A 21,558-nucleotide genomic window follows, 5' to 3' on the forward strand; every position below is an offset into this window, starting at 1 on the left:
ACCTCCTGTATCTATTTTTCTGAATTATACGTAAGTTTCGAAAATCTTTCAATTGGGAAAGCGATTGTTTAACAATCTTGCTATAATACTAATAATCAATGGAATGGGGTGTATTCATGAACGTGAAAGACATATATGGACAGCTGCCTAATATAGACTCAAACCGTTTGGTCATGAGGAAAGTCACCATGAATGATGCTGAAGACATGTTCGCTTATGCATCCAACAGTGAAGTATCCCGTTACGTCACATGGGAAGCTCATCGTTCCCTAAGTGATACAAAAGATTTTATCAGATTTATCCTGCAAAATTATGAGGATAAGAAAATCGCCCCATGGGGCATAGAACACAAGGAAAGTGGTAAGTTGATTGGTACGATTGATTTTGTTTCATGGCAGGTTGGTCATCATAGTGCAGAAATCGGGTATGTGCTTGCTCCCGAATATTGGGGGAGTGGCTTGATGACAGAGGCAGCGCAAAAGATAATCGCCTTTGGCTTTGAAAATATGAACCTGGTTCGCATACAAGCAAAGTGCTTCGTTGAAAATTTGGGTTCAGAGCGGGTCATGCAAAAGGCTGGTATGTCATTTGAGGGAATCATAAGAAAAGGAATGTTTGTTAAGGGAAAGCATGAAGACTTAAAGCTATATTCCATTATAAAATGATGGCCTTTGAGTCTGCTGATTAAAGAAGAAATAAGGAAAAATACATCGATTTTGAAAGCGTGAACTTCTGTTCAAGATTACTATGAATATGGGAAAATAAAAAACAAACAATATGTGCAAATATTGAATCAAAAACTATACAAAACGTCTAATGTAAAAAGTCCGTTTGAAAAATATAATGAAACTATAAAATCGTGTTGAAATGGAGGGTTTCTTTAATGGCAGTAATAAATGAAGTAAAAACGCTGAAAAATTATATCGGTGGCAAATGGGTGGATTCCACAACATCGAAGCATGAACAAGTGCCTAATCCGGCAACAGGAGAAGCTTTGGCGATCGTTCCCCTTTCAACAAAGGAAGATGTAAACCAAGCGGTGCAGGTTGCTAAAAAGGCGTATAAAGAATGGAAAAAGGTCGCCGTTCCAAAAAGAGCCCGCTTCTTATTCCGTTATCAGCAATTATTGATAGAACACTGGGATGAGCTTGCAAAGCTGGTCACAATCGAAAATGGAAAAAGCTATACAGAAGCATATGGTGAGGTTCAGCGTGGGATTGAATGTGTGGAGTTCGCAGCAGGTGCGCCTACCTTAATGATGGGCAGCCAGCTTCCTGATATTTCCCCAGGTATTGAATCTGGCATGTATCGTTATCCAATGGGTGTCGTTGCCGGGATTACACCGTTTAATTTCCCGATGATGGTGCCATGTTGGATGTTCCCGCTGGCAATAGCTTGTGGAAATACGTTTATTTTAAAACCTTCAGAACGGACACCGCTATTAGCCAACCGTCTGGTGGAATTATTGACAGAAGCCGGTGTTCCGGATGGTGTTGTCAATATTGTCCACGGTGCCCACGATGTCGTGAATGGGATATTGGAACATGAAGACATTAAAGCGGTATCATTTGTTGGATCCCAGCCTGTCGCAGAGTATGTATACAAAACGGCAGCTGCCAATAAAAAACGTGTCCAGGCTTTATCAGGAGCGAAAAATCATTCAATCGTCATGCCTGATGCGGATTTGGATAATGCGGTAACGAACATTACGAATGCCGCTTTCGGATCTGCAGGCGAGCGCTGCATGGCTGCGTCAGTGGTTGTTGCGGTGGGAGAAGTGGGAGATTCGCTAGTTGAGAGATTAAAGGCTGCAGCGGATGATATCAAGATTGGAAATGGAATGGATAAGGACGTTTTCCTGGGACCAGTGATCCGTGATACTCATAAAAAGAGAACAGAACAATATATTGAAATCGGGGAAAAAGAAGGAGCTGTCCTTCTTCGTGATGGCAGGAATGAAGGCGATCAGGAAAATGGCTATTACGTTGGACCGACATTATTTGATCATGTGAAACCAAATATGAAAATATGGAGTGATGAAATTTTTGCCCCTGTCTTATCCATAGTTCGGGTTAATACCCTTGAAGAAGCAATCGAATTGACCAATAAATCCGAATTTGCCAATGGTGCCTGCCTCTATACGGATAGTGCAAAAGCCATCCGTGAATTTCGCGAAGAAATTGATGCAGGGATGCTTGGGATTAACCTTGGGGTACCCGCACCAATGGCATTCTTTCCATTCTCCGGCTATAAAAGTTCGTTTTATGGAGACCTTCATGCTAACGGCAAAGACGGAGTTGAATTTTACACTAGAAAGAAAATGTTAACAGCAAGATATTGATAGGAAAAAGGGGGTCGGCTCAAATTGTGGTCGGCCTTCCTTTATACATCTTTTTAGGAGGAGTGTAGCTTATGCAGGTTGAAAAACAGGGTCAGGATCTTAAAGCGATGGATGGTAAATATGTTTGGCATCATATGAAAGGGGCTGAATCCAGCCCTGGAGCAATGGTGATTAAAAGCGGGCAAGGAGCATGGATAACGGATGTTGACGGGAACCGTTTCCTGGACGGGATGTCAGGTTTATGGTGTGTCAACGTAGGTTATGGCCGCACGGAACTGGCTGAAGCAGCTTACGAGCAGTTGAAGGAACTTCCTTATGCCCCTTTAACGAATAGTCACATCCCGGCCATTAAGCTAGCAGAGAAATTAAATGAATGGCTTGGTGGGGATTATGTGATTTTCTTCTCTAACAGCGGTTCAGAAGCGAATGAGGCTGCTTTTAAAATTGCGCGGCAGTATCATCAGCAAAAAGGTGATCATGGACGTTATAAATTCATTTCCCGTTATCGCGGCTATCATGGTAATTCAATGGGCGCCCTGTCAGCTACCGGGCAGGCGCAGCGAAAATATAAATATGAACCACTCGCCCCAGGATTTCTTCATGTATCACCGCCTGATTCTTACCGAAATCCAGAGGATGAAAGCGGTGAAAAAAGTGCAGCGGAAATTGAACGTACCATTACATGGGAGTTGAGCGAAACGGTGGCTGCGGTCATCATGGAACCAATCATCACGGGGGGCGGGATTTTGATGCCGCCAGATGGTTATATGAAACGTGTCAAGGAAATTTGTGAGAAAAATGGTGTCCTTCTCATTTCGGATGAGGTCATTTGCGGGTTTGGCCGTACTGGTAAGAAATTCGGATTTATGAACTATGATGTAAAACCAGACATCGTAACAATGGCTAAAGGAATCACGAGCGCTTACCTGCCATTATCCGCTACAGCAGTCAAACGTGAAATTTATGAAGCGTATATTGGCTCAGACGATTATGACCGCTTTCGACATGTAAATACATTTGGCGGCAATCCGGCTGCCTGTGCCCTTGCTTTGAAGAATATTGAAATATATGAAAATGAAAAACTCATAGAACGGTCTACGGAATTAGGTCAACGCTTTCTGCAAGAGTTTGAAGAAATCAAATCTCATCCCAATGTTGGGGATGTACGTGGGAAAGGTTTATTGGTAGGCATTGAACTAGTGGAAGATAAACTGACGAAACAACCGATCGAACTTTCCAAAATCAATAAAGTGATTGCATCATGCAAAGAAAAGGGGCTGATCATAGGTAAAAATGGTGATACAGTAGCAGGTTTCAATAATGTCCTGACTCTTGCACCCCCACTTAGTATAACTGAAGAGGATTTTTCATTCATCATAACGACGGTAAAGCGAACGCTAGCTGAACTATGAAAATAAGGATAAAAAACTGAATATTAAATTAATTATGCGCTTGTACTTGTTGATACACATACTATGCTTTTTAAAGGGTACTGATGCGTTTAGTTTTAGCACCGTTCAGAACTTTGAACGGTGCTTTTGTCTATGATCAAGGAAAAATAAGAGGAAAAGGAATCCAGTAGAAATTTAGGCAAAATTTTGGAATCGTTTTCCTTGCTTAGTTATAGCAGATGTTCGAAAATGGAATGATAAGGAGTGGTAGAAACTCAATATTAACCGGCAGAAGAGGTGAGGGACATGAATAATGAAGATATAACAAAAAAACTAACATTACATATCCCTGAAATTTTAGGGAGTGGGAATTTTTCAAAGTATGCTGTATTGGTACCGCTTCTAGAGAAAGAAGATGGAATTCATGTTCTTTTCGAAGAACGTTCACACAAACTGAGGAGGCAGCCGGGGGATATTTGTTTTCCGGGCGGGAAAATAGACAAGCTGGACCATGATGAACAGGCGGCGGCCCTAAGGGAAACATATGAGGAACTTAATTTGAGAAAAGAAGATATCGATAATGTCTTTCCTATCGATTATTTGGTATCTCCATTTGGGATGATCGTCTATCCTTATGCAGGGTTTGTTCGTAACCATCAACGGATCATGCCTAATCCAGCTGAGGTTGAAACCGTTTTTACGGTCCCGCTATCCTTTTTCATGGAAAAGCCGCCAGAAATTTACCATGTGGAATATAAAGTGGAACCACATGAAAACTTCCCCCACGATTTAGTCGTTGGCGGGGAGAATTATAAATGGCAGCCGAAACAGATGGAAGAATATTTTTATTTATATAAGGGGCGGGTAATCTGGGGAATGACGGCAAAAATCCTTACCCATTTTATTGAAATTCTTCGTTAGACACTTCTAAAGCACCTTTTTTTTTCGGTCTATTTCTATTAAGCTTTAATTATGGTAAAAGTTAGGTTTTTAATAGAAGCGGGGGGATGAGTGGATGAAGTATAGTTTTGAAGTACTTGAAAAAGAACGGGAAATGGCAATGGCTGCACTAGTCAACTTCAATGAAAACCGCGAATACTATGATGAAACCAAAGATCAAGAACTTAAGCTTTCATACTACAAAGATGGTTCCTTGGACCGGGAAGGATTGAAGGGCCTGCTTGTGGCAACACATAAAAACCAGCTGAACTATTCACCACATCGTCATGTTTACCCATGGGTGGACTTACAGGAAAATGGCCAGCTGAAAAGTCTGTATTCCGGTAAAGGGATGGATCCTGTACAAGTGATTGAGGAAGACATCCGTATACTGGAAGTGCTGTCAAGAGGTATTGAATCAATAAATTCTGAGAACATTCTCGTTAATTGTGAACATGTAGTACCTCAATCATGGTTCGATAAAAAAGAACCGATGAGGGGGGATTTGCATCATCTGTTCGCCTGTGAACCAACGTGTAATAGCAGCCGGAGTAACTATCCTTACCATGATTTTGAGGATTATATCCCTGAGAGAACGGCTGCCGGCATAAAAGCGGGTTGCGGGAAATCAGATGAAAGTAAATTCGAGCCTGAATACGGAAAAGGGATCGTGGCGAGGGCAACTTTGTATTTTTTACTTAGATATGAGGGAATCATCGATAGCGGCAAAATCGACCTGGCACTGCTTTTGGAATGGCATCGGCTTTTTCCCGTCAGCACTTATGAAAAACATAGAAACCAGGCTATACATGAAATGCAAGGTAATCGTAACCCATATATAGATTTTCCCGAAATGGCGGGGAAATGGAATTGAAGAATAATATAAAAAAGAGGATTGAAGCTGAGGTACAGGCTTCAATCCTCTTTTTTGATTATAAGAATTTCACGCAAACAGGGAAGGGAACATGAACATCCTTTTGCAATAATGTTAATTTTCCGTCATGTTCATTCCGTGCATATAGTGTCAGGTTTCCTGATTGTTCATTAGAAGCGATCAGGAATTTTCCGCTAGGATCCAATGAAAAATCACGTGGCCAATGACCTTCGGTAGAAACCAGTTCCACGAATGCCAGTTTGCCTGTTTCTTGATTGATTTGGTAAACGGCAATACTATCATGTCCGCGGTTTGCGGCATATATGAATTGCCCGTCATCAGAAATATGAATGGCGCTTCCTTGGTTATTTTCCTTGAAATCTTCCGGGACGGTGCGAACCGTTTGTAATTCAGAAAAACTTCCAGTTTGACTATCGAAGCTCAAAACAATGACTTCCGGTACAAGTTCTGCCATGACATACGCAAATTTTCCATTTGGGTGGAAGGTTAAATGCCGTGGTCCGCTACCGGGAGCAACAGATAAGCTGTTTACTTCTTCCAAAACCCCATTATTTATTTTATAGGTTAATACTTTATCTATTCCGAGGTCGACTACAGCAATGAAACTTTCATCCGGTGTGAAACCAGCGAAGTGAGTGTGTGCTTTTTCCTGACGTTCTTCATTCGGTCCTTGACCTTCAAGTTGAACAGTGGATGATACAGGCAAAGGGGTCGCATCTTCATGAAGCGGATATGATTCAATCACGCCTTCTCCATAACTGGAAGTGACCAAGACCTGTTTCTTGCTGTCGACACTTATATGACAGGAAGAGCCATTAGGTGTCAGTTGTTTGCCCAAAAAGGTAAGATCACCTGATTCTTCATTGATCGAATAGGCTGAAACTCCACCGCTGCCCGCTTCTTTTAAAATGGCGTATAGATTCTTTTTGTCCTGGCTGATGGCGACATAAGTCGGATCGGTTAATTCTGCTGCAAGAACCGGAGTGCTGAGTTTTCCTGCTGCTGTATCTAAAGTAAAGCGGTAAATACCTTCGCTGTTTCCTTTTGTGTAAGTGCCTATGTATCCAATGATATTCTGTTGATCATGTTTTGCCATATTTATCTCCTCCAAGAAAGATTTGTGTTTATTTTTATTTTACCATAGATGATACCCATTATATCCTTTTCCCGTTTTATGTTGAGTTGGAACCTTTTTCTTTAAAAAGTTTTTGGGGGCAAAGAAAAAACCCCGATTAAGGGGTCAAATTTAATCGACTGGCTTTGAGGCTTGAATAGGAATATGCCTAAACTCAGATACCGAAAATAAACCCTGATCCGTCAGTTTAATTTCAGGAATGACAGGTAACGCCAAGAATGCAAGTGTAAGAAATGGGTTGAAATGCCTGTAAGCACCGAGTTTCAATAGGGCTTCATCAATTTTTTTCAATGAATGAACCACATCCATATAACTGCATTCACTCATCAATCCAGCTATTGGAAGGGGAAGGGAAGCGAGAATTTCCCCATTTTGGATTACGGTCAATCCACCCTGCATTTTTTTGATTTCCTTAGCCGCCAACAGCATATCCTGATCATTCGTTCCGGCAATGATTAAATTATGTGAATCATGGGCTACTGTCGTGGCAATTGCACCTGATTTCAACCCGAGCCCTTTGACGATTCCAAGACCTAATTGTTTGGTCAGATGATGTCTTTCAATAACAGCAAGTTTTAGATGATCAACATGTTCGGAGAACTGGAACAGACCATCATGATTAAGTGTGACCGGTTCAATCGTATGCTTTGTAATCAAGCTGTTTGGAGTTATCTCAATAATATTAGCAAACTCATTTTTTAAAGAAATCGCCAAATCATTTCTGGTTATTTCATGAAATTGAACAGAGTGCTTCAACCCGTCGTCAATAACTTGATTCTCATCAGTTGGAAAATTAAGCAAACGATTATTTTGAACGATAGGCTTTCCATCTTTAAAGACCGAGTGGATGATGACTGAATCAAGATTATCCAATAGAAGGAAGTCAGCCTTGTATCCAGGTGCAATTGCACCATGTTCTTTTAAACCAAAGCATTCTGCTGCATTAATGGTCGCCATTTGAATGGCTGTAATGGGCGGGACACCTGATTCTATGGAAAGTCGAACGTTGTGATCGATACTTCCCTCAGATACAATATCATCTAGGTGCCGGTCATCGGTTACGAATAAACAACGGCGGGAGTTCTTCTCATTAATAACTGGAACCAGGTTTATTAAGTCTTTGGCAACCGTGCCTTCCCTGATCATAAGATACATTCCTTTACGCAGTCTTTCTTTTGCTTCTTCCGCTGTAGTGCATTCATGATCCGTTTTAATGCCTGCACTCATATAAACATCGAGCTGTTGTTCGGATAATCCAGCTGCATGGCCATCGATGCTTTTACCTAGTCTATTTGCATCGTATATTTTTTGCAGCATATCCTCATCCGTATGTGAAACAGCCGGGAAATTCATGACTTCGGCTAAACCAAGCACTCTCGTGTTTTGATAAAATGAAATTAAATCTTCACTTCTTAAGACAGCACCAGAATGTTCAAACTCCGTAGCAGGTACACAAGAGGGCATCATGAAGTAAAAGTCAAAAGGAAGTTGATCGGATTGTTCAATCATATATTCCATGCCCTTTTTGCCAGAAACATTGGCAATTTCATGAGGATCTGCAACGATGCAGGTCACTCCGTGTAATAGGAGGATTTTTGCGAGTTCAGAAGGCCTGACCATCGATGATTCAATATGGACATGGCCATCAATGAATGAAGGGCATACGAATTTTCCTGCAGCATCGATTTCCGAAATACCTTCATAACACCCTATTCCAGCAAAGAAACCATCGACGATCGCTATGTCGCCTGTATAAATATCACCATTGAAAACATCTATGATTTTCCCGTTTTTAATGACGCAATCTGCTGATGTTCTTCCTGTTGCAACGTCTATTCTCCTTTTAAGCAAGTCTTTTTGCATATTCGTAACCCCTTTGGCAAAATATAAGCGGTTAATATTTCACTTTTTCAATATTGGTTTCCCATGTTCGGAATGGTAAATCGTGGTCATTAAAAGACAATTGTTTCATTTTCATTGTCCGATTTTCCATTGGCAGGGCAAGTTCTTGATATATAAAGTGATCATCAAAGCCAATATTTGCAGCGTCTTCTTTAGTACATGCGTAATAAATGGCTTTTGGACGTGCCCAATAAATGGCACCGATGCACATGGGGCAAGGTTCGCAGCTAGTGTATATTTCACAATCCGTAAGCTGGAAGCTGTCGAGATTCCTGCATGCATCACGAATCGCCTGTACTTCGGCGTGAGCTGTAGGATCGTTGGCTGTTGTCACATTGTTACATCCTCTGCCTACGACTTTGCCGTCTTTTACGATTATCGCACCAAAAGGTCCTCCGTTCTTTGCCAATACATTTTCATATGCAAGCTGAACAGCCATCTCCATGAATTTTACATCCACTAAAAAACACTCCTTCTTATTAGTAATAACCAAAAGTATTGATGTTAAGTTATATAACGTAAATATAATAAACAATATACCATATGCATAGGGAAATGGAATATTATTTTCTGAAAATAAAGAAAAATCAGTTTGTGTTAGAATATATGACGTGTAATCAAAATGGTTAAAAGAATTTTTACAAATAATAATAAAACTGATATGGTTAAAGAAAATCATTGGGATTATGAAGGTGAAGTGCATGGGGTTTTTGGGAGTTCTTTTACCGATATTCGGTATTTTTGTTTTAGGGTTTATCGGTCAGAAAAAGTTCAAACTTGATACAAAATCGATTTCCACGATGGCATTATATTTAATGTCACCTTTTCTTGTATTCCGAACTTTTTATTCCGCAGAATTTACGATTGATTATTTTTACCTTTTCTTATTCACGATAGTACTTTGTCTTTCTCTTATACTGGTAGTCTACATCATATCTTTTTTCCGCAATTATACAGTCACTGAGACAAGCGGCATGATATTGGCATCGGCATTCATGAATAACGGAAACTATGGAACACCCGTCATTTTCCTGTTATTCGGAGCCGCAGGACTCGATTATGCAATTATCCTTATGGTGGGACAGCAGTTAGTGATGTGCACGATCGGCATTTATTTCGCTGCAAAGGGAAGTCCGGAAGGTAACGGAGTTCAAACAGCGATTAAAGCAGTATTCCGAATGCCAATTGTATATGGAGCTATTGCCGGTACAGTATTTCAGTTTGTTAACATACCTTTAAGCGATTCGGTTATGGAAGCTGTTAACCTTGTTGCAAATGCAGCGATCCCAACAATAATGATTACACTGGGAATGCAGCTGGCCAACATTTCGCTGAAAAAAATAGCCTATCGGAAGCTATCAGTTTCGCTGCTCCTTAAACTTGCCGTGTCACCGGCCATTGCCTTCCTGTTATCTCTTGCCTTGCCAGTGGGTGATATGGTCAGGCATATCATGATCATCGTAGCTGCCATGCCAACGGCAGCCAACACTACGATGTATGCGCTCCAATTCAACACGGAGCCTGAATTCGTATCAAGTGCTACGTTCATTAGTACATCATTAAGCCTGATTACGCTTCCAATCATCTTTTTCTTTGTATTATAGGAGATTATCATTCTAATTATGAGGGCAAACTAATTATATACAAGAAGCGGAGGAATCCTGGCCAATTAAAAGAGGAATACTGGCAGACTATATGTAATTACTCTTGACCTCGCGGACTTGGGTTTGGGAGTCCAAAAATTTTCATTTAGATTTAAAGAGCAAGCTTGTTAAACTGGCGTTTACTTTTTTTAATGCCTGTATTTGATTGGAGGGGTTTTGTGTTCCAGACTAAAATTGAACTGACTAATACTGGAAAGATTGATGCCATTTTAAAGGGAATCGTTCTGAAAACCTATGAAGAGTCACTTGAAGAAAAACTCTTGCTATGCATGGAGTGCGGTGATGTCGATTTTTATATCACGTATTCAAATAATGAGGAACTTCAGGATGCGATAAATGAAAATTTTGAACTTGATGAATGTGGTGAAATCGTGAAAATAGCTGAACATCAAGAACTTATGGATGATTTATACGATTATTTCTTGATCATTCATAAGGAAAGTGATTTGTTTGATTTTTTTCCAGCAGGTCCATATGCTCACGGCGGGGAAATCCGTGAATCGGATACGGATATGCTGGCGCCAAGGGGTTTATATTCAGCGCCATTTGAAGACGCGATAAAGGAATGATGAAAAAGACAGCAGTTGCTGTCTTTTTGTATTTTTAAGAGCCTATGAAGCTTTCGGGAAATAAATGTAAAAAGAGGGAATTTTTTAAAGGGATATCAGTTTAGATTTATCTGTTTTATGAAATATAGCAATAATATCATGAAATATAATATCCTTTTTAACAATTTAAAGTTTATATGGTAATTTTAAGAAATATTATATATAATAAAAAATGTGAATATTGAATATATTATTTGAATTACTAGTTTAAAATAACAATAAAAACGGACTATTCACTATGAATTATGAAATATTGGGAAATAATATTTGAAGAAGGGATTCTACATAATTTGTTTCGAGTTAAGAGATTGCTATATTCTGCTTTTGGAATTCTGATTATTATAAATTTTCAGTTTTGGACAGGGGGCTAATTATGATAGTTTTTGACGGAGTGAATAAGTATTATGGCGATTTCCATGTATTGAAAGAAATTAATCTTACAATTAAGAAGGGGGAGGTGGTAGTGGTCATCGGACCCTCTGGTTCAGGGAAAAGTACACTGCTCCGATGCATTAATCGTCTAGAGACCATTTCGCAAGGTTCCCTTTCCATAAATGGTTTAAATGTAGCGGATAAAAAAACGGACATAAACAAACTTCGTCGGAATATCGGTATGGTTTTCCAGCATTTTCACTTGTATCCTCATAAAACCGTGCTTGAGAATATCATGCTTGCTCCCAGGAAGGTTCTAGGACAATCCGATGAGGAAGCGAAAAAGATTGCACTGAAGTATTTGGACAAAGTGGGGATTGGAGATAAAGCGAATTCATTTCCTTCTCAGCTTTCGGGTGGACAGCAGCAACGTGTAGCGATTGCCAGAGGTTTGGCAATGGGACCGGAAATCATGCTATTTGATGAACCTACCTCAGCCTTGGATCCAGAAATGATTGGCGAGGTACTGGATGTAATGAAAGCACTTGCCCATGAAGGAATGACGATGGTGGTGGTCACGCACGAAATGGGATTTGCCCGTGAAGTAGCGGATCGAATCGTATTCATGGACGAAGGCAGGGTTTTAGAAGAGGCATCACCGGCTGAGTTTTACGCAAATCCTCGTGAAGAGAGGGCTCGTTTATTCCTTAGCCGTATATTAAATCATTAAAAAAACAGGGGGGAATTACATGTTGAAGAAAAAGAAATGGTTAAAATTATCTTTGCTATCCTTACTGGCTGTCATCTTATTAGCTGGATGCGGCGGAGGGAACGATTCAGACAAAGCTGAAGAGGGTGGAGGCAAAGACAAAGAAAAAGATGTTCTCGCACAAGTGAAGGAAAAGGATAAGATCGTTTTTGGGGTGAAAAATGATACAAGACTATTCGGATTGAAGAATCCAAGTACTGGAGAGGTTGAAGGCTTTGATATTGATATTGCCAAAGCTCTTGCAGCAGAAATCCTTGGTGATGAGAATAAAGTTGAATTTAAAGAAGTGACTTCTAAAACTAGGATGGCACTATTGAATAATGGTGATATCGATGCGATTGTAGCGACCATGACAATCACGGAAGATCGTAAAAAAGAAGTAGACTTCACTGATGTTTATTTCGACGCAGGACAATCTTTATTAGTCAAAAAGGGCAGCGATATTAAGGGTATTGATAGTTTGAAAGGGAAAAAGGTATTGGCTGTCAAGGGCTCTACTTCTTCCATAAATATCCGTGAAAAAGCGCCTGAAGCACAAGTGCTTGAATTTGAAAACTATTCCGAAGCGTTCGCTGCACTTAAATCCGGACAAGGAGATGCTTTGACCACGGATGATTCCATCCTTTATGGAATGGCAGATGAAGATCCAAGTTATGAGCTTGTTGGCGGTACATTTACGGATGAACCATATGGAATTGCCGTAAAAAAAGGAAATGCTGAATTTGTTGAAGAGTTGAATAAAGCGCTTAAGTCACTTAAAGATTCAGGCAAGTACGATGAAATCCATGATAAATGGATTAAACATTAAACATTTTAGCAAATGGATAAGGGAAGCTGACCTTAAATAACATTTGAACATTTGTCTGTGAGGATGAGCGTTTTGCTCATCCTTACTAGTTAAAGGAGTGTATGCCGTGCTTGATTTCTCCATTTTAACAGAGAATCTGGATATGTATTTATTAGGCTTTAAAAATACAATCATGTCGAGTTTGGTCGCATTGATAGCGAGTTTGATTCTTGGTGTGCTGATTGCTATCATGCGGATTGCGCCAATAAAGCCACTAAACTGGCTGGGTACTGCCTATGTCGAGTTCATTCGGAACATACCGTTATTGATCATTACCTTTTTCTTCTTTCTCGGACTTAAACTAAGCGGTCTATACGCCGGGACATTAGCCTTGACCATTTATACATCATCTTTCATAGCTGAGGCAATTCGAGCGGGCATACTTTCTGTGCCAAAGGGTCAAATGGAAGCTGCCCGTTCTTCTGGTCTGACATATGGACAGGCAATGAGATTCGTCATTCTGCCGCAGGCCGTTAAAATAGTCATTCCTCCTTTAGGGAATCAATTTATAAATCTGGTAAAGAATTCTTCCATTTTAGCCGTTGTTGCAGGACTCGATCTTATGTACCACGGGGATTTGATTTCTTCAAGGACATTTGTCGTATTTGATGTGTACATTTTCGTTGCAGCGTTTTACTTAATTCTTACCATTCCTTTAAGTTTTGGCGTTGGGTATTTGGAAAAACGTCTGGCTAAGAGTAATTGAGGGAGGTATAAGATATGGATTTTGCAGGTGCCTATACACCAGATAATCTTAAGTTTTTATTAGAAGGATTTTGGGTAACGCTCCAGGTAGCTTTTATATCCATTATTCTAAGTTTCATTATTGGCGGGCTTGTAGGTATAATCCGATACGCAAAAGTGCCGGTGTTATCACAAATATTAGCTTTGATTGTAGAAACGGTACGTAATTTGCCTCTGTTATTAATAATATTTTTCACCTATTTTGCTTTGCCGGAGATACGGATTAAACTGGAAATCATTCCAGCAGCCATAGTTGCCTTGACAATTTTTGAGTCTGCCATGCTTTCTGAAGTCATTCGAAGTGGACTGAAATCCATTGATAAAGGCCAAATGGAAGCTGCCCGTTCATCAGGTTTGAGCTATACACAGGCATTGATACATATTATTTTGCCCCAAGCGCTGCGCCGCATGGTTCCTCCCATTGTCAGCCAATTTATTTCTTTATTGAAGGATACCTCTTTAGCTGTTGTCATCTCATTGCCTGAGCTGACCCATCATGGTCAAATCATATATGGACAAAGTCAAAAGTATTTAATACCGATTTTAATCCTGGTGGCTCTCATGTACTTCATTGTGAATTATAGCCTTTCTTTGGTAGCCCAGAGACTTGAATTGAAACGAACCTAAAAAAACGGCTCAGAAATGAGTCGTTTTTTCCTTCTCTACGAGGTTCGGAAGTGTCTCACCTCCTTCCATGATTATAAAACGAGACTGGTTATCCCTCATGTAATTTCCTTGTGAACCTCATTAGATTGAAGGAATTTGCCCCACTCCTGCCTAATAAAGGGGCTAGCCGAGACCCCACAGGCGCTTGTACCGATGAGGCTTGGCAGACAGTCGGCGGAAAGGGAGCGGACTTCTGAAATCAGCTGGAATATTAGTGATGAACGAATACACAAAAAATGAATCTTTTGCTTTTAATAACCGTATATATAAAGGAAGAAAGAAGGTGGAATATATGTCGGAAATTAAAAGAAGCAATAGCAAAGCAATTGTATCATTGATCATGGGGGTATTATCCCTGTTTATTCCATTCATAGGCATCATATTAGGTATTCTCGGTTTAATATTTGCATCGAAGAGTAAAAAAGAAATGAAGGTTACGGGTGAATCTGGAGATGGATTGGTGACAGCTGGAAAAGTGTGCAGCATTGTTGGGATAATCCTGAATGTTCTCGTAATTCTGATTTTCCTGGTGTTTTTTTATTTCTCAGTAAATACGGACATAACAACCTATTAAGTGCTGAAATCAACTTGACAAACAAAGAAAAGTAAATTAAACCTATAAAAATTGGAAATTCATGTTATAATTAATATAAAAACCTAAATTTTGTATGAAGGGATGATATTTTGACCATTCAAATCTTTGAGTACCCAGCCGTATTTTATTATGAAAAACACCCGTTGATTATCGACTCTTTTTCCGTTCAGGTTTGTTTCCCGGATTTTAGGCGAAAAGGAATTATTTCTTCCGTTAGCGGTAGGAATCGGGTAGATGCCTTAGTTTGTGCTCAAGAATTGCTGGAATCCATGGTCGAACATTTTATTCACGATAAAAAAAGAATCCCGGATGCAAGTGAAATGGAAAAGGTAAATCTGGATAGGGGAATCAATATTTGTGAGGCTGCACCCTTCAGGATTGAAATAGAAAATATCACATATGAAAAATAAAAAACCTTGCCGGTTAAAGGACAAGGTTTTTATTTTGTATTTCTTGAGATTTAATGAAAATTTTGTGAACCGGAATGTCAGGCGCTTAATACATACACAGTTTTCATTATTTTTTGTAGTAAGGTGAACTCGATGGTGATCATGATCCACTGCATAAAATACCCTGGATTTACTTCACTTTTATGATTTGGTGAAAGATATGTTTTCAGAGTAAGAAGGCCCAGTATTCATCCAGTACAAATCATCCTCCTCACCTCAAGTTTTAATCATCCTATTTAAAATAATGAAGACTTTTGGCAAAAGGTTCTATCTAAAAGTAAACAAAGTTGATTGAAGCAGGTGTGTGAGATTCCCGCGGGAAAAGCGAGTGCTTGGAGAGGAAATTTACGTTCAAATTGCACAAACCCCTAAAAAAACTGTAGATAAACTCGAATTTTATAGAGTGGGCCTCCAGTCTGAAACCATCATGACCTGTAAAGGAATGATGGTTTTTTTGCATGGAATTTCTCCATTTAATTATTTTTTAATTTTGGGGAAAGGATATTGCGTTCTTTATAACGAATATGTATAGTATAGGTAACGTAGGTAAAAAGTATCAATAGTTATATATTTTGGAGGTGTATGTGTGAAATATTATATAGCATCAGACGAAAAAAATTTAAAGCAAGTCAAATCATTGATCAAGAAATTGACTTCAAAAGGGTTTACATGTGTGAATGACTTGAATTTAATTATGAATGATGAGAAAAACCAAATAACGGACGGCATTGGAGAATATGAAAAAAAGGGGATTGAGGAAGCCGATTTCATGCTGATCTTCCTAACTGCAGGAAAAGGTAATCTATATGAGCTTGGATATGCTTTATCTTTAAATAAGAAAATTATTGTGTATTCACCTGAGAAAGACAATTATCATATTAATAAAAAATCAATATTTCACAATCTTCCTGAGGTAACAATCTGCAGCGGGACCTTTTATAAGCTTGTTAAATTGATACATACGCTTTCTCCGGACGGATCTGAAAAAGATTCACTGCATCTTAAATAATTGTCAAATGTAAAATTTAAAGGATACCCTCTAATAATATATCTTTTGAACGAATGGTTTAGTGTATTAAAAATGAGGGTGAAAACCTATTAAAAAAGGGAGAGGACTGTTTTGGCCATTATTGATATCGACCAATTATTGTTAGCCACTGAAGCGATTGCAGAAGAGTCAGTTCCATTCCACCTTGATACATTTGACATCGATCAACTTTTGGATAAAACGGATAATTGGTAAGGAAAAGCATGCCTAGAGAGGATATGCTTTTTTTCTGATTGAAAATAACCTGATTACCGGTATGAAAAAAATACAAGCAATCAGGCAAGCGAGGATATTTCAAAGAATGGGATAAAGTTAAAAGCGGCGTCCTTTTACGAATCCTAATATCACAAACATCGAGATCGTGCCAATAACAAAAATTGCTTTAATGGAATTTACGAGAATTTCATCGTACATTTGTATTACCTCCTTGTATGTAATGACAGTGCGATTATGATTAGCTGTTGATGTATAAATTATAACATAAAGTCAATATCTATTGGTGGGAAATTAAAGACGATATGGGTAATAATGTATAGGTTGGTAAGTTAAAACACAAAAAAAGATATCCTCAAAAAGTGGATATCGGCAATGAAAGTTATTTAAGACCTAGCGCTTTTTTCGTTCTTGGTCCGACGATCCCATCAGAAGTAAGTTTTTTAGAAGTTTGGAATTTTTTCACGGCTGTTTCGGTGTTTTTTCCAAATGACCCATCTACTCCTTTAGTGCTGAATCCAAGTTTTGTTAATCTTTTTTGCAGTTCAATTACTTGGGGGCCGCTGCTTCCTTTTTTTAGGGTGGAGTTGGTATTAACAGGTAGGCTCACAGATCCGCTCACTTTATATCCATTCGTGGCGGCTATGGTGGCAAATGATTTATTCGAACTGGCAATCAAGACTACCGTGTTCATTCTCACCCTATCGTATAGCCATTGAACTTCATTGTTATACATACGAATACAACCGGCACTTATATATTTCCCAATGGTTGAAGAATCATTATTGCCGTGTATTGCGTACGTATTTCCTGGTGTATTCCTTGCGTTGATCCCCAGCCATCTTTTACCTAGAGGGTTTTTTGGGTCTCCGCCTCTAATATTGCCTTTATAATAGGGACGATTCACAATCTTTGTCACTACCTTGAACTTTCCTTCAGGAGTGTAGGAGGCTTTCTTTCCTGTCGCCACAATGAATACCCTCACCAATTTATCATTTTCGTAATAGGCAAGCTGATTATTGGTTTTATTGATGATAATCAGTTGTCTTGCTGCCGCACCTGAAGTATTACTGAACCCAACAAAGGTAAAGGCGAATATCAATATACATACAATTAATTTCCTCATGTTTTTCCCCGTCCCTCATTTAAGCAACATACATTTACACATATACTATCCTATGCATGAAGTGGGGCTAAAGTGACAATTTTTTAAAGTGGGGGTAAACTAACAATGGGTATATTACACGAATGATGGGCACTATTTTTGGCCATATTACATACATTATTGAAGTGAAAACGGAGGTGGAAAAGAATTGTCACGCCTAAATGTGGAGGACTATTTAGAACAAGGAATCCATGGTCCAAAAGAAATAAAGCCTGGTGAACGAAGGGAATTTCTGGGCACATTACGGGAACGCGTCGTCATCGTACTAAAAAAAAGCCAAGTCTTTGAAACGAATGTATATCCTGAGGTAGAGCAAATGATGAAGCAGTATCCTCGTTCTAATTTGTTTTTAAATGGTCAGATGGACTATCAATATTTAGGGAAATATATAAAATTGGCAATGAGTCATAAAATTCCTTATAAAATTGTCCTAAACAAAGATCACAACTCCGATTTGGGTCTGGTATTAGCAGAAAATAATGCCATAAACAAAGAGGAAATTCATATCGAGAAGAAATTTCATGCCGAGCAAGTTATCAAAAAGAAAAGCTTCAAAGCGTTTTTCAAACGCTTTGTTAAAAAATTATTAAACAAACGTTGATAGAATTATCAACGTTTTTAGTTTGTCTACAAAAGGAGACACGGAGGGGACTCTCCCCGCACCATGATTTAAAAACAATAATAGGTTATGCTTCTTGTTACGGTTTTATGAAACTGGAACTTTTTTGAGGGTTTGTAAAATTCGAACTTTCATTTCCACTCCAGGCACTCGTTTTAGCGGGCAGTCCGGGAGCCTCCTCGGCGCTCTTTGCACCTGGGGGGTCTCCCTTGGACGCGTTTTTCCCACAGGAGTCTCGCACCTTCCGTTCCAATCAACTGAATAAGACAATTCTCAATGGTAATTATGCGATCCTTTTCCGTAAGTTATAAAACTTCCTGAAATTCCCTATAATCGTTTTTACTACGGAATAAGTGGGGATAGCGATTAAAATGCCAATGAAACCGTATATTGATCCTGCAGCAAGCAGCAATAAAATAATGGTAAGTGGGTGAATGTTTAGACGTTTTCCCATAATATTCGGTGTAACCAAGTGCCCTTCGACCTGTTGAACAACGGTAAGGACAATGAGTACTTTCACTGCCAACCCAATGTCTTGCTGTAAGGCAATGAAGAGGGCAGGGATGATGCTTATTAATGGACCAAGGAATGGTACAACGGTAAAAATCATGGCGAATAGGGCTAATACAAGTGCATAATCGAGACCGATAATAAGATAGCCAATATACATCAAAGTACCAATGACGATTGATATGATGAATTGACCGATAATATAAGTTGAAAGGGTTTTATCGACGTCTTTTAAAATCGTGTTTCCTTCTGATTCTACATCGGTCGGAATATATTTTAATAGAAATGGTCTTAATTTATCTCCATCCTTCAAGAAATAGAATAAAATGAATGGTGTAATGACCAGTACCGTTAATACACTAGTGATTGTGGAAAAAATGGTATTGACATTCACTATGAGTTTTTCAGAGTAATCTTTTAAATGTGTGATCGCTTTTTCTTTCAATTCTTCCATATTAACCATGCCAAAATCATTTTTTTCAATCATGACTTCAGATTCTTTAGAGAATTCCTTGACTTTGCTGGGTAGGTTTTCAGATAATTTTTGAAATTGGTCCACGATTACTGGACTGCCAAAGTAACCTACCATCCCAATCATACTAAATATAATTAAAAAGACGGTGAAGATGCTAGCTGACCTCGGGATAAATTTAGTTAAAAAGTTAACGACCGGCCGTAAAATATAGTATAAAAGCCCAGCCAAAATAATAGGGAAAAACATGGCAGCAATGATTTTTTGTATCGGCTGCAGAACATAATCAATCTTACCTAGTAAAAAAATAATTAAAATGCTCAAAATGATCGCGCATGCATATTTAAAAAACGGTTTATTGATCCACAAGACAATTCCCCCTAATTCCATCTCTTACTTGATTCCCTGATTTAACTAAAAGTTAAACTAAATAACTTGTTCAAATTGTTTGGTGTAAAATGATTATTCTTTTTTTTTCATTTTGCTGTTTTATTTTTGAACATTAAAGGAAGAAGGAAATGGGAATACTGCCTGTAAATATAGCCGCAAGCAAACGAAAACAAGAATTTCACTTCAAAATGAAGGTCAACTCTAAAAAAATATTTGGTCACTTTGACTTTTACCTGTCCTCATCTTCATAAGTCGATCATCCCAATAACTGCATTTCCCTAGACTACTGCGATTAAGTTTAAGCAATGCTCAAAACTGCACCAGCAAAGAATCCTGCGGGGATGATATAATCGTAAAATGTTCCAAAAAGATACCGAATTACAGTTTTTTAAGAGCAGCCGCCGTTAAGGTCATAAAAAAAAGGCATCATCAAAGGTAAATTCCGTTTAGGGAAGTTTACTTGATCATGCCTTTTTGCAAGGTTTAAAATTAGGATATTTTACTAAATGTGCCTGTTACTCCTTGTATCTGTTCTCTTTGCATTTTTTTAATGTCGAGACGCAACCAGATGGAGATGGCAAATGCTATCGTAATTAATGCTGCGAAAACGTAGAATACCGGGATGTAACTGTTCGTACTTTCCCTGATTGCAGTAACCAACATAGGTCCGCAAACCCCGCCTAGAGACCATGTAGTTAAAAGGTAACCGTGGATGGCCCCAATTTCCTTCGTTCCAAATAAATCCCCGGCAAATGCTGGGAGATTTGAAAATCCCCCTCCGTAACAACTTACGACCAGCAAGATGAGTCCTTGGAACAATAGTGTATTTGTCGTCGTTGGAAGTAAAAGGAACGCTCCGATTTGAATGATGAAGAAAATGACGAAAACATTTGGACGTCCTATATAATCTGATGCTGCCGCCCAGCCAAGTCTTCCTCCGCCATTAAAGATCCCCATAATACCGACTAATGTTGCTGCACCTGCTACAGACAGACCAACAACGTCTTGAGCCATAGGTGAAGCTACCGAAATCATCATGATCCCTGCACTTGTATTTATCAATTTCATGGACCATAACATCCAGAAGTGTTTAGTTTTAACCGCTTCTTTTGCAGTTAATTGCCTTAAGTCTTTCTTCAGTTCTTTTTTACCTGACTCAATATCTTTCTTCATTCCTTCAGGTAGCCAGTTGGCCTTTGGAGGTGCAATATAGGATGCCCCTAAGAACATCAGTATGAAATAGCCTGCGCCTAAAATATAATATGTTGAATAAATGCCAACGGATTCCATAAGGCTCGCAGCTACTGGGGCTGTAATGAGTGCTCCGGCACCGAAACCTAATACTGCCATTCCTGTTGCCAATCCCCTGCGATCTGGGAACCATTTGACTAAAGTGGATACTGGTGAAATGTACCCGATCCCCATACCCAGTCCACTTAACACCCCATATGTCAATAGGTAAAGCGGAAGTGAATCGACCATTACTGCTAAACCGGAACCAGCTTGTCCTAAACCGAATAATACAGCAGCGACCATGGCTGACTTCCTTGGACCATTTTTTTCTACGAATTTGCCAAAGAAGGCAGCAGAAGTTCCTGCAAGCGCCATCATTATTGTGAATGCTAACGTTACTGCTGTTTCTGACCACCCCATAGTCTCTACTAATGGTTTTTTGTAAACGCTATATGCATATGCACCACCAATTGAAAGGTGAATGGCGATAGCGGATAAAGCGATTAACCATCTGTTTTTTGTCATGTTGTTACCCCTTTTCGTCAAAAAATAAGAAAGCTGCATGCGTTTCATCTATGATATATCATTTTG

General features: G+C 39.1%; 22 protein-coding genes. 16 read left to right on the top strand and 6 right to left on the bottom strand.

What is annotated here, in order from left to right:
* The first annotated feature begins 116 nt into the window (after window positions 1–116).
* The 5 genes from ACFVS1_RS08215 to ACFVS1_RS08235 all read left to right on the top strand — a co-directional run bounded on the left by ACFVS1_RS08215 (window position 117) and on the right by ACFVS1_RS08235 (window position 5,545).
* The gene (locus ACFVS1_RS08215) at window positions 117–665 is read left to right on the top strand and encodes a GNAT family N-acetyltransferase (protein WP_352923080.1); all 549 of its coding nucleotides are present in this window, start codon (window positions 117–119) and stop codon (window positions 663–665) included.
* 218 nt (window positions 666–883) lie between these two features.
* Window positions 884–2,341, top strand: a complete 1,458-nt coding sequence (locus tag ACFVS1_RS08220) for a CoA-acylating methylmalonate-semialdehyde dehydrogenase (RefSeq protein WP_387546311.1) — start codon at window positions 884–886, stop codon at window positions 2,339–2,341.
* A gap of 71 nt (window positions 2,342–2,412) precedes the next feature.
* Window positions 2,413–3,753 (top strand): aspartate aminotransferase family protein, encoded by a 1,341-nt coding sequence (locus ACFVS1_RS08225; protein ID WP_387546313.1) that lies wholly within the window; start codon window positions 2,413–2,415, stop codon window positions 3,751–3,753.
* A 285-nt stretch (window positions 3,754–4,038) separates the two neighbouring features.
* Window positions 4,039–4,653: an NUDIX hydrolase gene (locus ACFVS1_RS08230; protein WP_352923087.1), complete on the top strand. Its 615-nt coding sequence runs from the start codon at window positions 4,039–4,041 to the stop codon at window positions 4,651–4,653.
* Between the two features lie 94 nt (window positions 4,654–4,747).
* On the top strand, window positions 4,748–5,545 hold the full coding sequence (locus ACFVS1_RS08235; RefSeq protein ID WP_387546315.1) for an endonuclease I family protein: 798 nt from the start codon (window positions 4,748–4,750) through the stop codon (window positions 5,543–5,545).
* A gap of 58 nt (window positions 5,546–5,603) precedes the next feature.
* Here ACFVS1_RS08235 and ACFVS1_RS08240 read toward each other — a convergent pair whose 3' ends face one another.
* The 3 genes from ACFVS1_RS08240 to ACFVS1_RS08250 form a co-directional block, all read right to left on the bottom strand.
* Window positions 5,604–6,662 (bottom strand): lactonase family protein, encoded by a 1,059-nt coding sequence (locus tag ACFVS1_RS08240; RefSeq protein WP_352923091.1) that lies wholly within the window; start codon window positions 6,660–6,662, stop codon window positions 5,604–5,606.
* Window positions 6,663–6,812: 150 nt separating this feature from the next.
* Complete coding sequence (gene ade, locus ACFVS1_RS08245; protein ID WP_387546317.1) at window positions 6,813–8,564, bottom strand: adenine deaminase; 1,752 nt, start codon at window positions 8,562–8,564, stop codon at window positions 6,813–6,815.
* 31 nt (window positions 8,565–8,595) lie between these two features.
* The gene (locus ACFVS1_RS08250; RefSeq protein WP_352923727.1) at window positions 8,596–9,048 is read right to left on the bottom strand and encodes a nucleoside deaminase; all 453 of its coding nucleotides are present in this window, start codon (window positions 9,046–9,048) and stop codon (window positions 8,596–8,598) included.
* Window positions 9,049–9,304: 256 nt separating this feature from the next.
* On the opposite strand from ACFVS1_RS08250, the gene ACFVS1_RS08255 reads away from it, so the two are divergent.
* The 10 genes from ACFVS1_RS08255 (at window position 9,305) to ACFVS1_RS08300 (ending at window position 16,560) form a co-directional block, all read left to right on the top strand.
* Complete coding sequence (locus tag ACFVS1_RS08255; protein WP_387546319.1) at window positions 9,305–10,207, top strand: AEC family transporter; 903 nt, start codon at window positions 9,305–9,307, stop codon at window positions 10,205–10,207.
* A 218-nt stretch (window positions 10,208–10,425) separates the two neighbouring features.
* Window positions 10,426–10,836 (top strand): hypothetical protein, encoded by a 411-nt coding sequence (locus tag ACFVS1_RS08260; RefSeq protein WP_387546321.1) that lies wholly within the window; start codon window positions 10,426–10,428, stop codon window positions 10,834–10,836.
* Window positions 10,837–11,248: 412 nt separating this feature from the next.
* On the top strand, window positions 11,249–11,977 hold the full coding sequence (locus ACFVS1_RS08265) for an amino acid ABC transporter ATP-binding protein (protein ID WP_352923138.1): 729 nt from the start codon (window positions 11,249–11,251) through the stop codon (window positions 11,975–11,977).
* A 19-nt stretch (window positions 11,978–11,996) separates the two neighbouring features.
* The gene (locus tag ACFVS1_RS08270) at window positions 11,997–12,824 is read left to right on the top strand and encodes a transporter substrate-binding domain-containing protein (RefSeq protein WP_352923140.1); all 828 of its coding nucleotides are present in this window, start codon (window positions 11,997–11,999) and stop codon (window positions 12,822–12,824) included.
* 106 nt (window positions 12,825–12,930) lie between these two features.
* Complete coding sequence (locus ACFVS1_RS08275; RefSeq protein ID WP_352923141.1) at window positions 12,931–13,569, top strand: amino acid ABC transporter permease; 639 nt, start codon at window positions 12,931–12,933, stop codon at window positions 13,567–13,569.
* Between the two features lie 14 nt (window positions 13,570–13,583).
* Window positions 13,584–14,234, top strand: coding sequence for an amino acid ABC transporter permease (locus tag ACFVS1_RS08280; protein ID WP_034307000.1), 651 nt, complete (start codon window positions 13,584–13,586; stop codon window positions 14,232–14,234).
* A 331-nt stretch (window positions 14,235–14,565) separates the two neighbouring features.
* Window positions 14,566–14,847, top strand: coding sequence for a DUF4190 domain-containing protein (locus tag ACFVS1_RS08285; RefSeq protein WP_387546324.1), 282 nt, complete (start codon window positions 14,566–14,568; stop codon window positions 14,845–14,847).
* Window positions 14,848–14,957: 110 nt separating this feature from the next.
* Window positions 14,958–15,278: a hypothetical protein gene (locus tag ACFVS1_RS08290; protein ID WP_387546326.1), complete on the top strand. Its 321-nt coding sequence runs from the start codon at window positions 14,958–14,960 to the stop codon at window positions 15,276–15,278.
* Between the two features lie 625 nt (window positions 15,279–15,903).
* The gene (locus ACFVS1_RS08295) at window positions 15,904–16,326 is read left to right on the top strand and encodes a nucleoside 2-deoxyribosyltransferase (protein ID WP_387546328.1); all 423 of its coding nucleotides are present in this window, start codon (window positions 15,904–15,906) and stop codon (window positions 16,324–16,326) included.
* Between the two features lie 111 nt (window positions 16,327–16,437).
* Entirely contained in the window at window positions 16,438–16,560 is a 123-nt protein-coding gene (locus tag ACFVS1_RS08300) for a hypothetical protein (RefSeq protein WP_272492815.1), read from the top strand.
* Window positions 16,561–16,960: 400 nt separating this feature from the next.
* Here ACFVS1_RS08300 and ACFVS1_RS08305 read toward each other — a convergent pair whose 3' ends face one another.
* Complete coding sequence (locus tag ACFVS1_RS08305; RefSeq protein ID WP_352923153.1) at window positions 16,961–17,704, bottom strand: L,D-transpeptidase family protein; 744 nt, start codon at window positions 17,702–17,704, stop codon at window positions 16,961–16,963.
* Between the two features lie 187 nt (window positions 17,705–17,891).
* On the opposite strand from ACFVS1_RS08305, the gene ACFVS1_RS08310 reads away from it, so the two are divergent.
* The gene (locus tag ACFVS1_RS08310) at window positions 17,892–18,344 is read left to right on the top strand and encodes a YueI family protein (protein ID WP_352923156.1); all 453 of its coding nucleotides are present in this window, start codon (window positions 17,892–17,894) and stop codon (window positions 18,342–18,344) included.
* A 301-nt stretch (window positions 18,345–18,645) separates the two neighbouring features.
* Here the strand turns inward: ACFVS1_RS08310 and ACFVS1_RS08315 are convergent, their stop codons facing one another.
* Window positions 18,646–19,713 carry an AI-2E family transporter gene (locus ACFVS1_RS08315; protein WP_387546333.1) on the bottom strand — a complete coding sequence of 356 codons (1,068 nt, stop codon included), beginning with the start codon at window positions 19,711–19,713 and terminating at the stop codon, window positions 18,646–18,648.
* 510 nt (window positions 19,714–20,223) lie between these two features.
* Window positions 20,224–21,492 carry an L-lactate MFS transporter gene (locus ACFVS1_RS08320; RefSeq protein WP_352923162.1) on the bottom strand — a complete coding sequence of 423 codons (1,269 nt, stop codon included), beginning with the start codon at window positions 21,490–21,492 and terminating at the stop codon, window positions 20,224–20,226.
* Window positions 21,493–21,558: the final 66 nt, after the last annotated feature.

Source organism: Peribacillus sp. NPDC058075, from assembly GCF_042885195.1.
GTDB lineage: Bacteria > Bacillota > Bacilli > Bacillales > DSM-1321 > Peribacillus.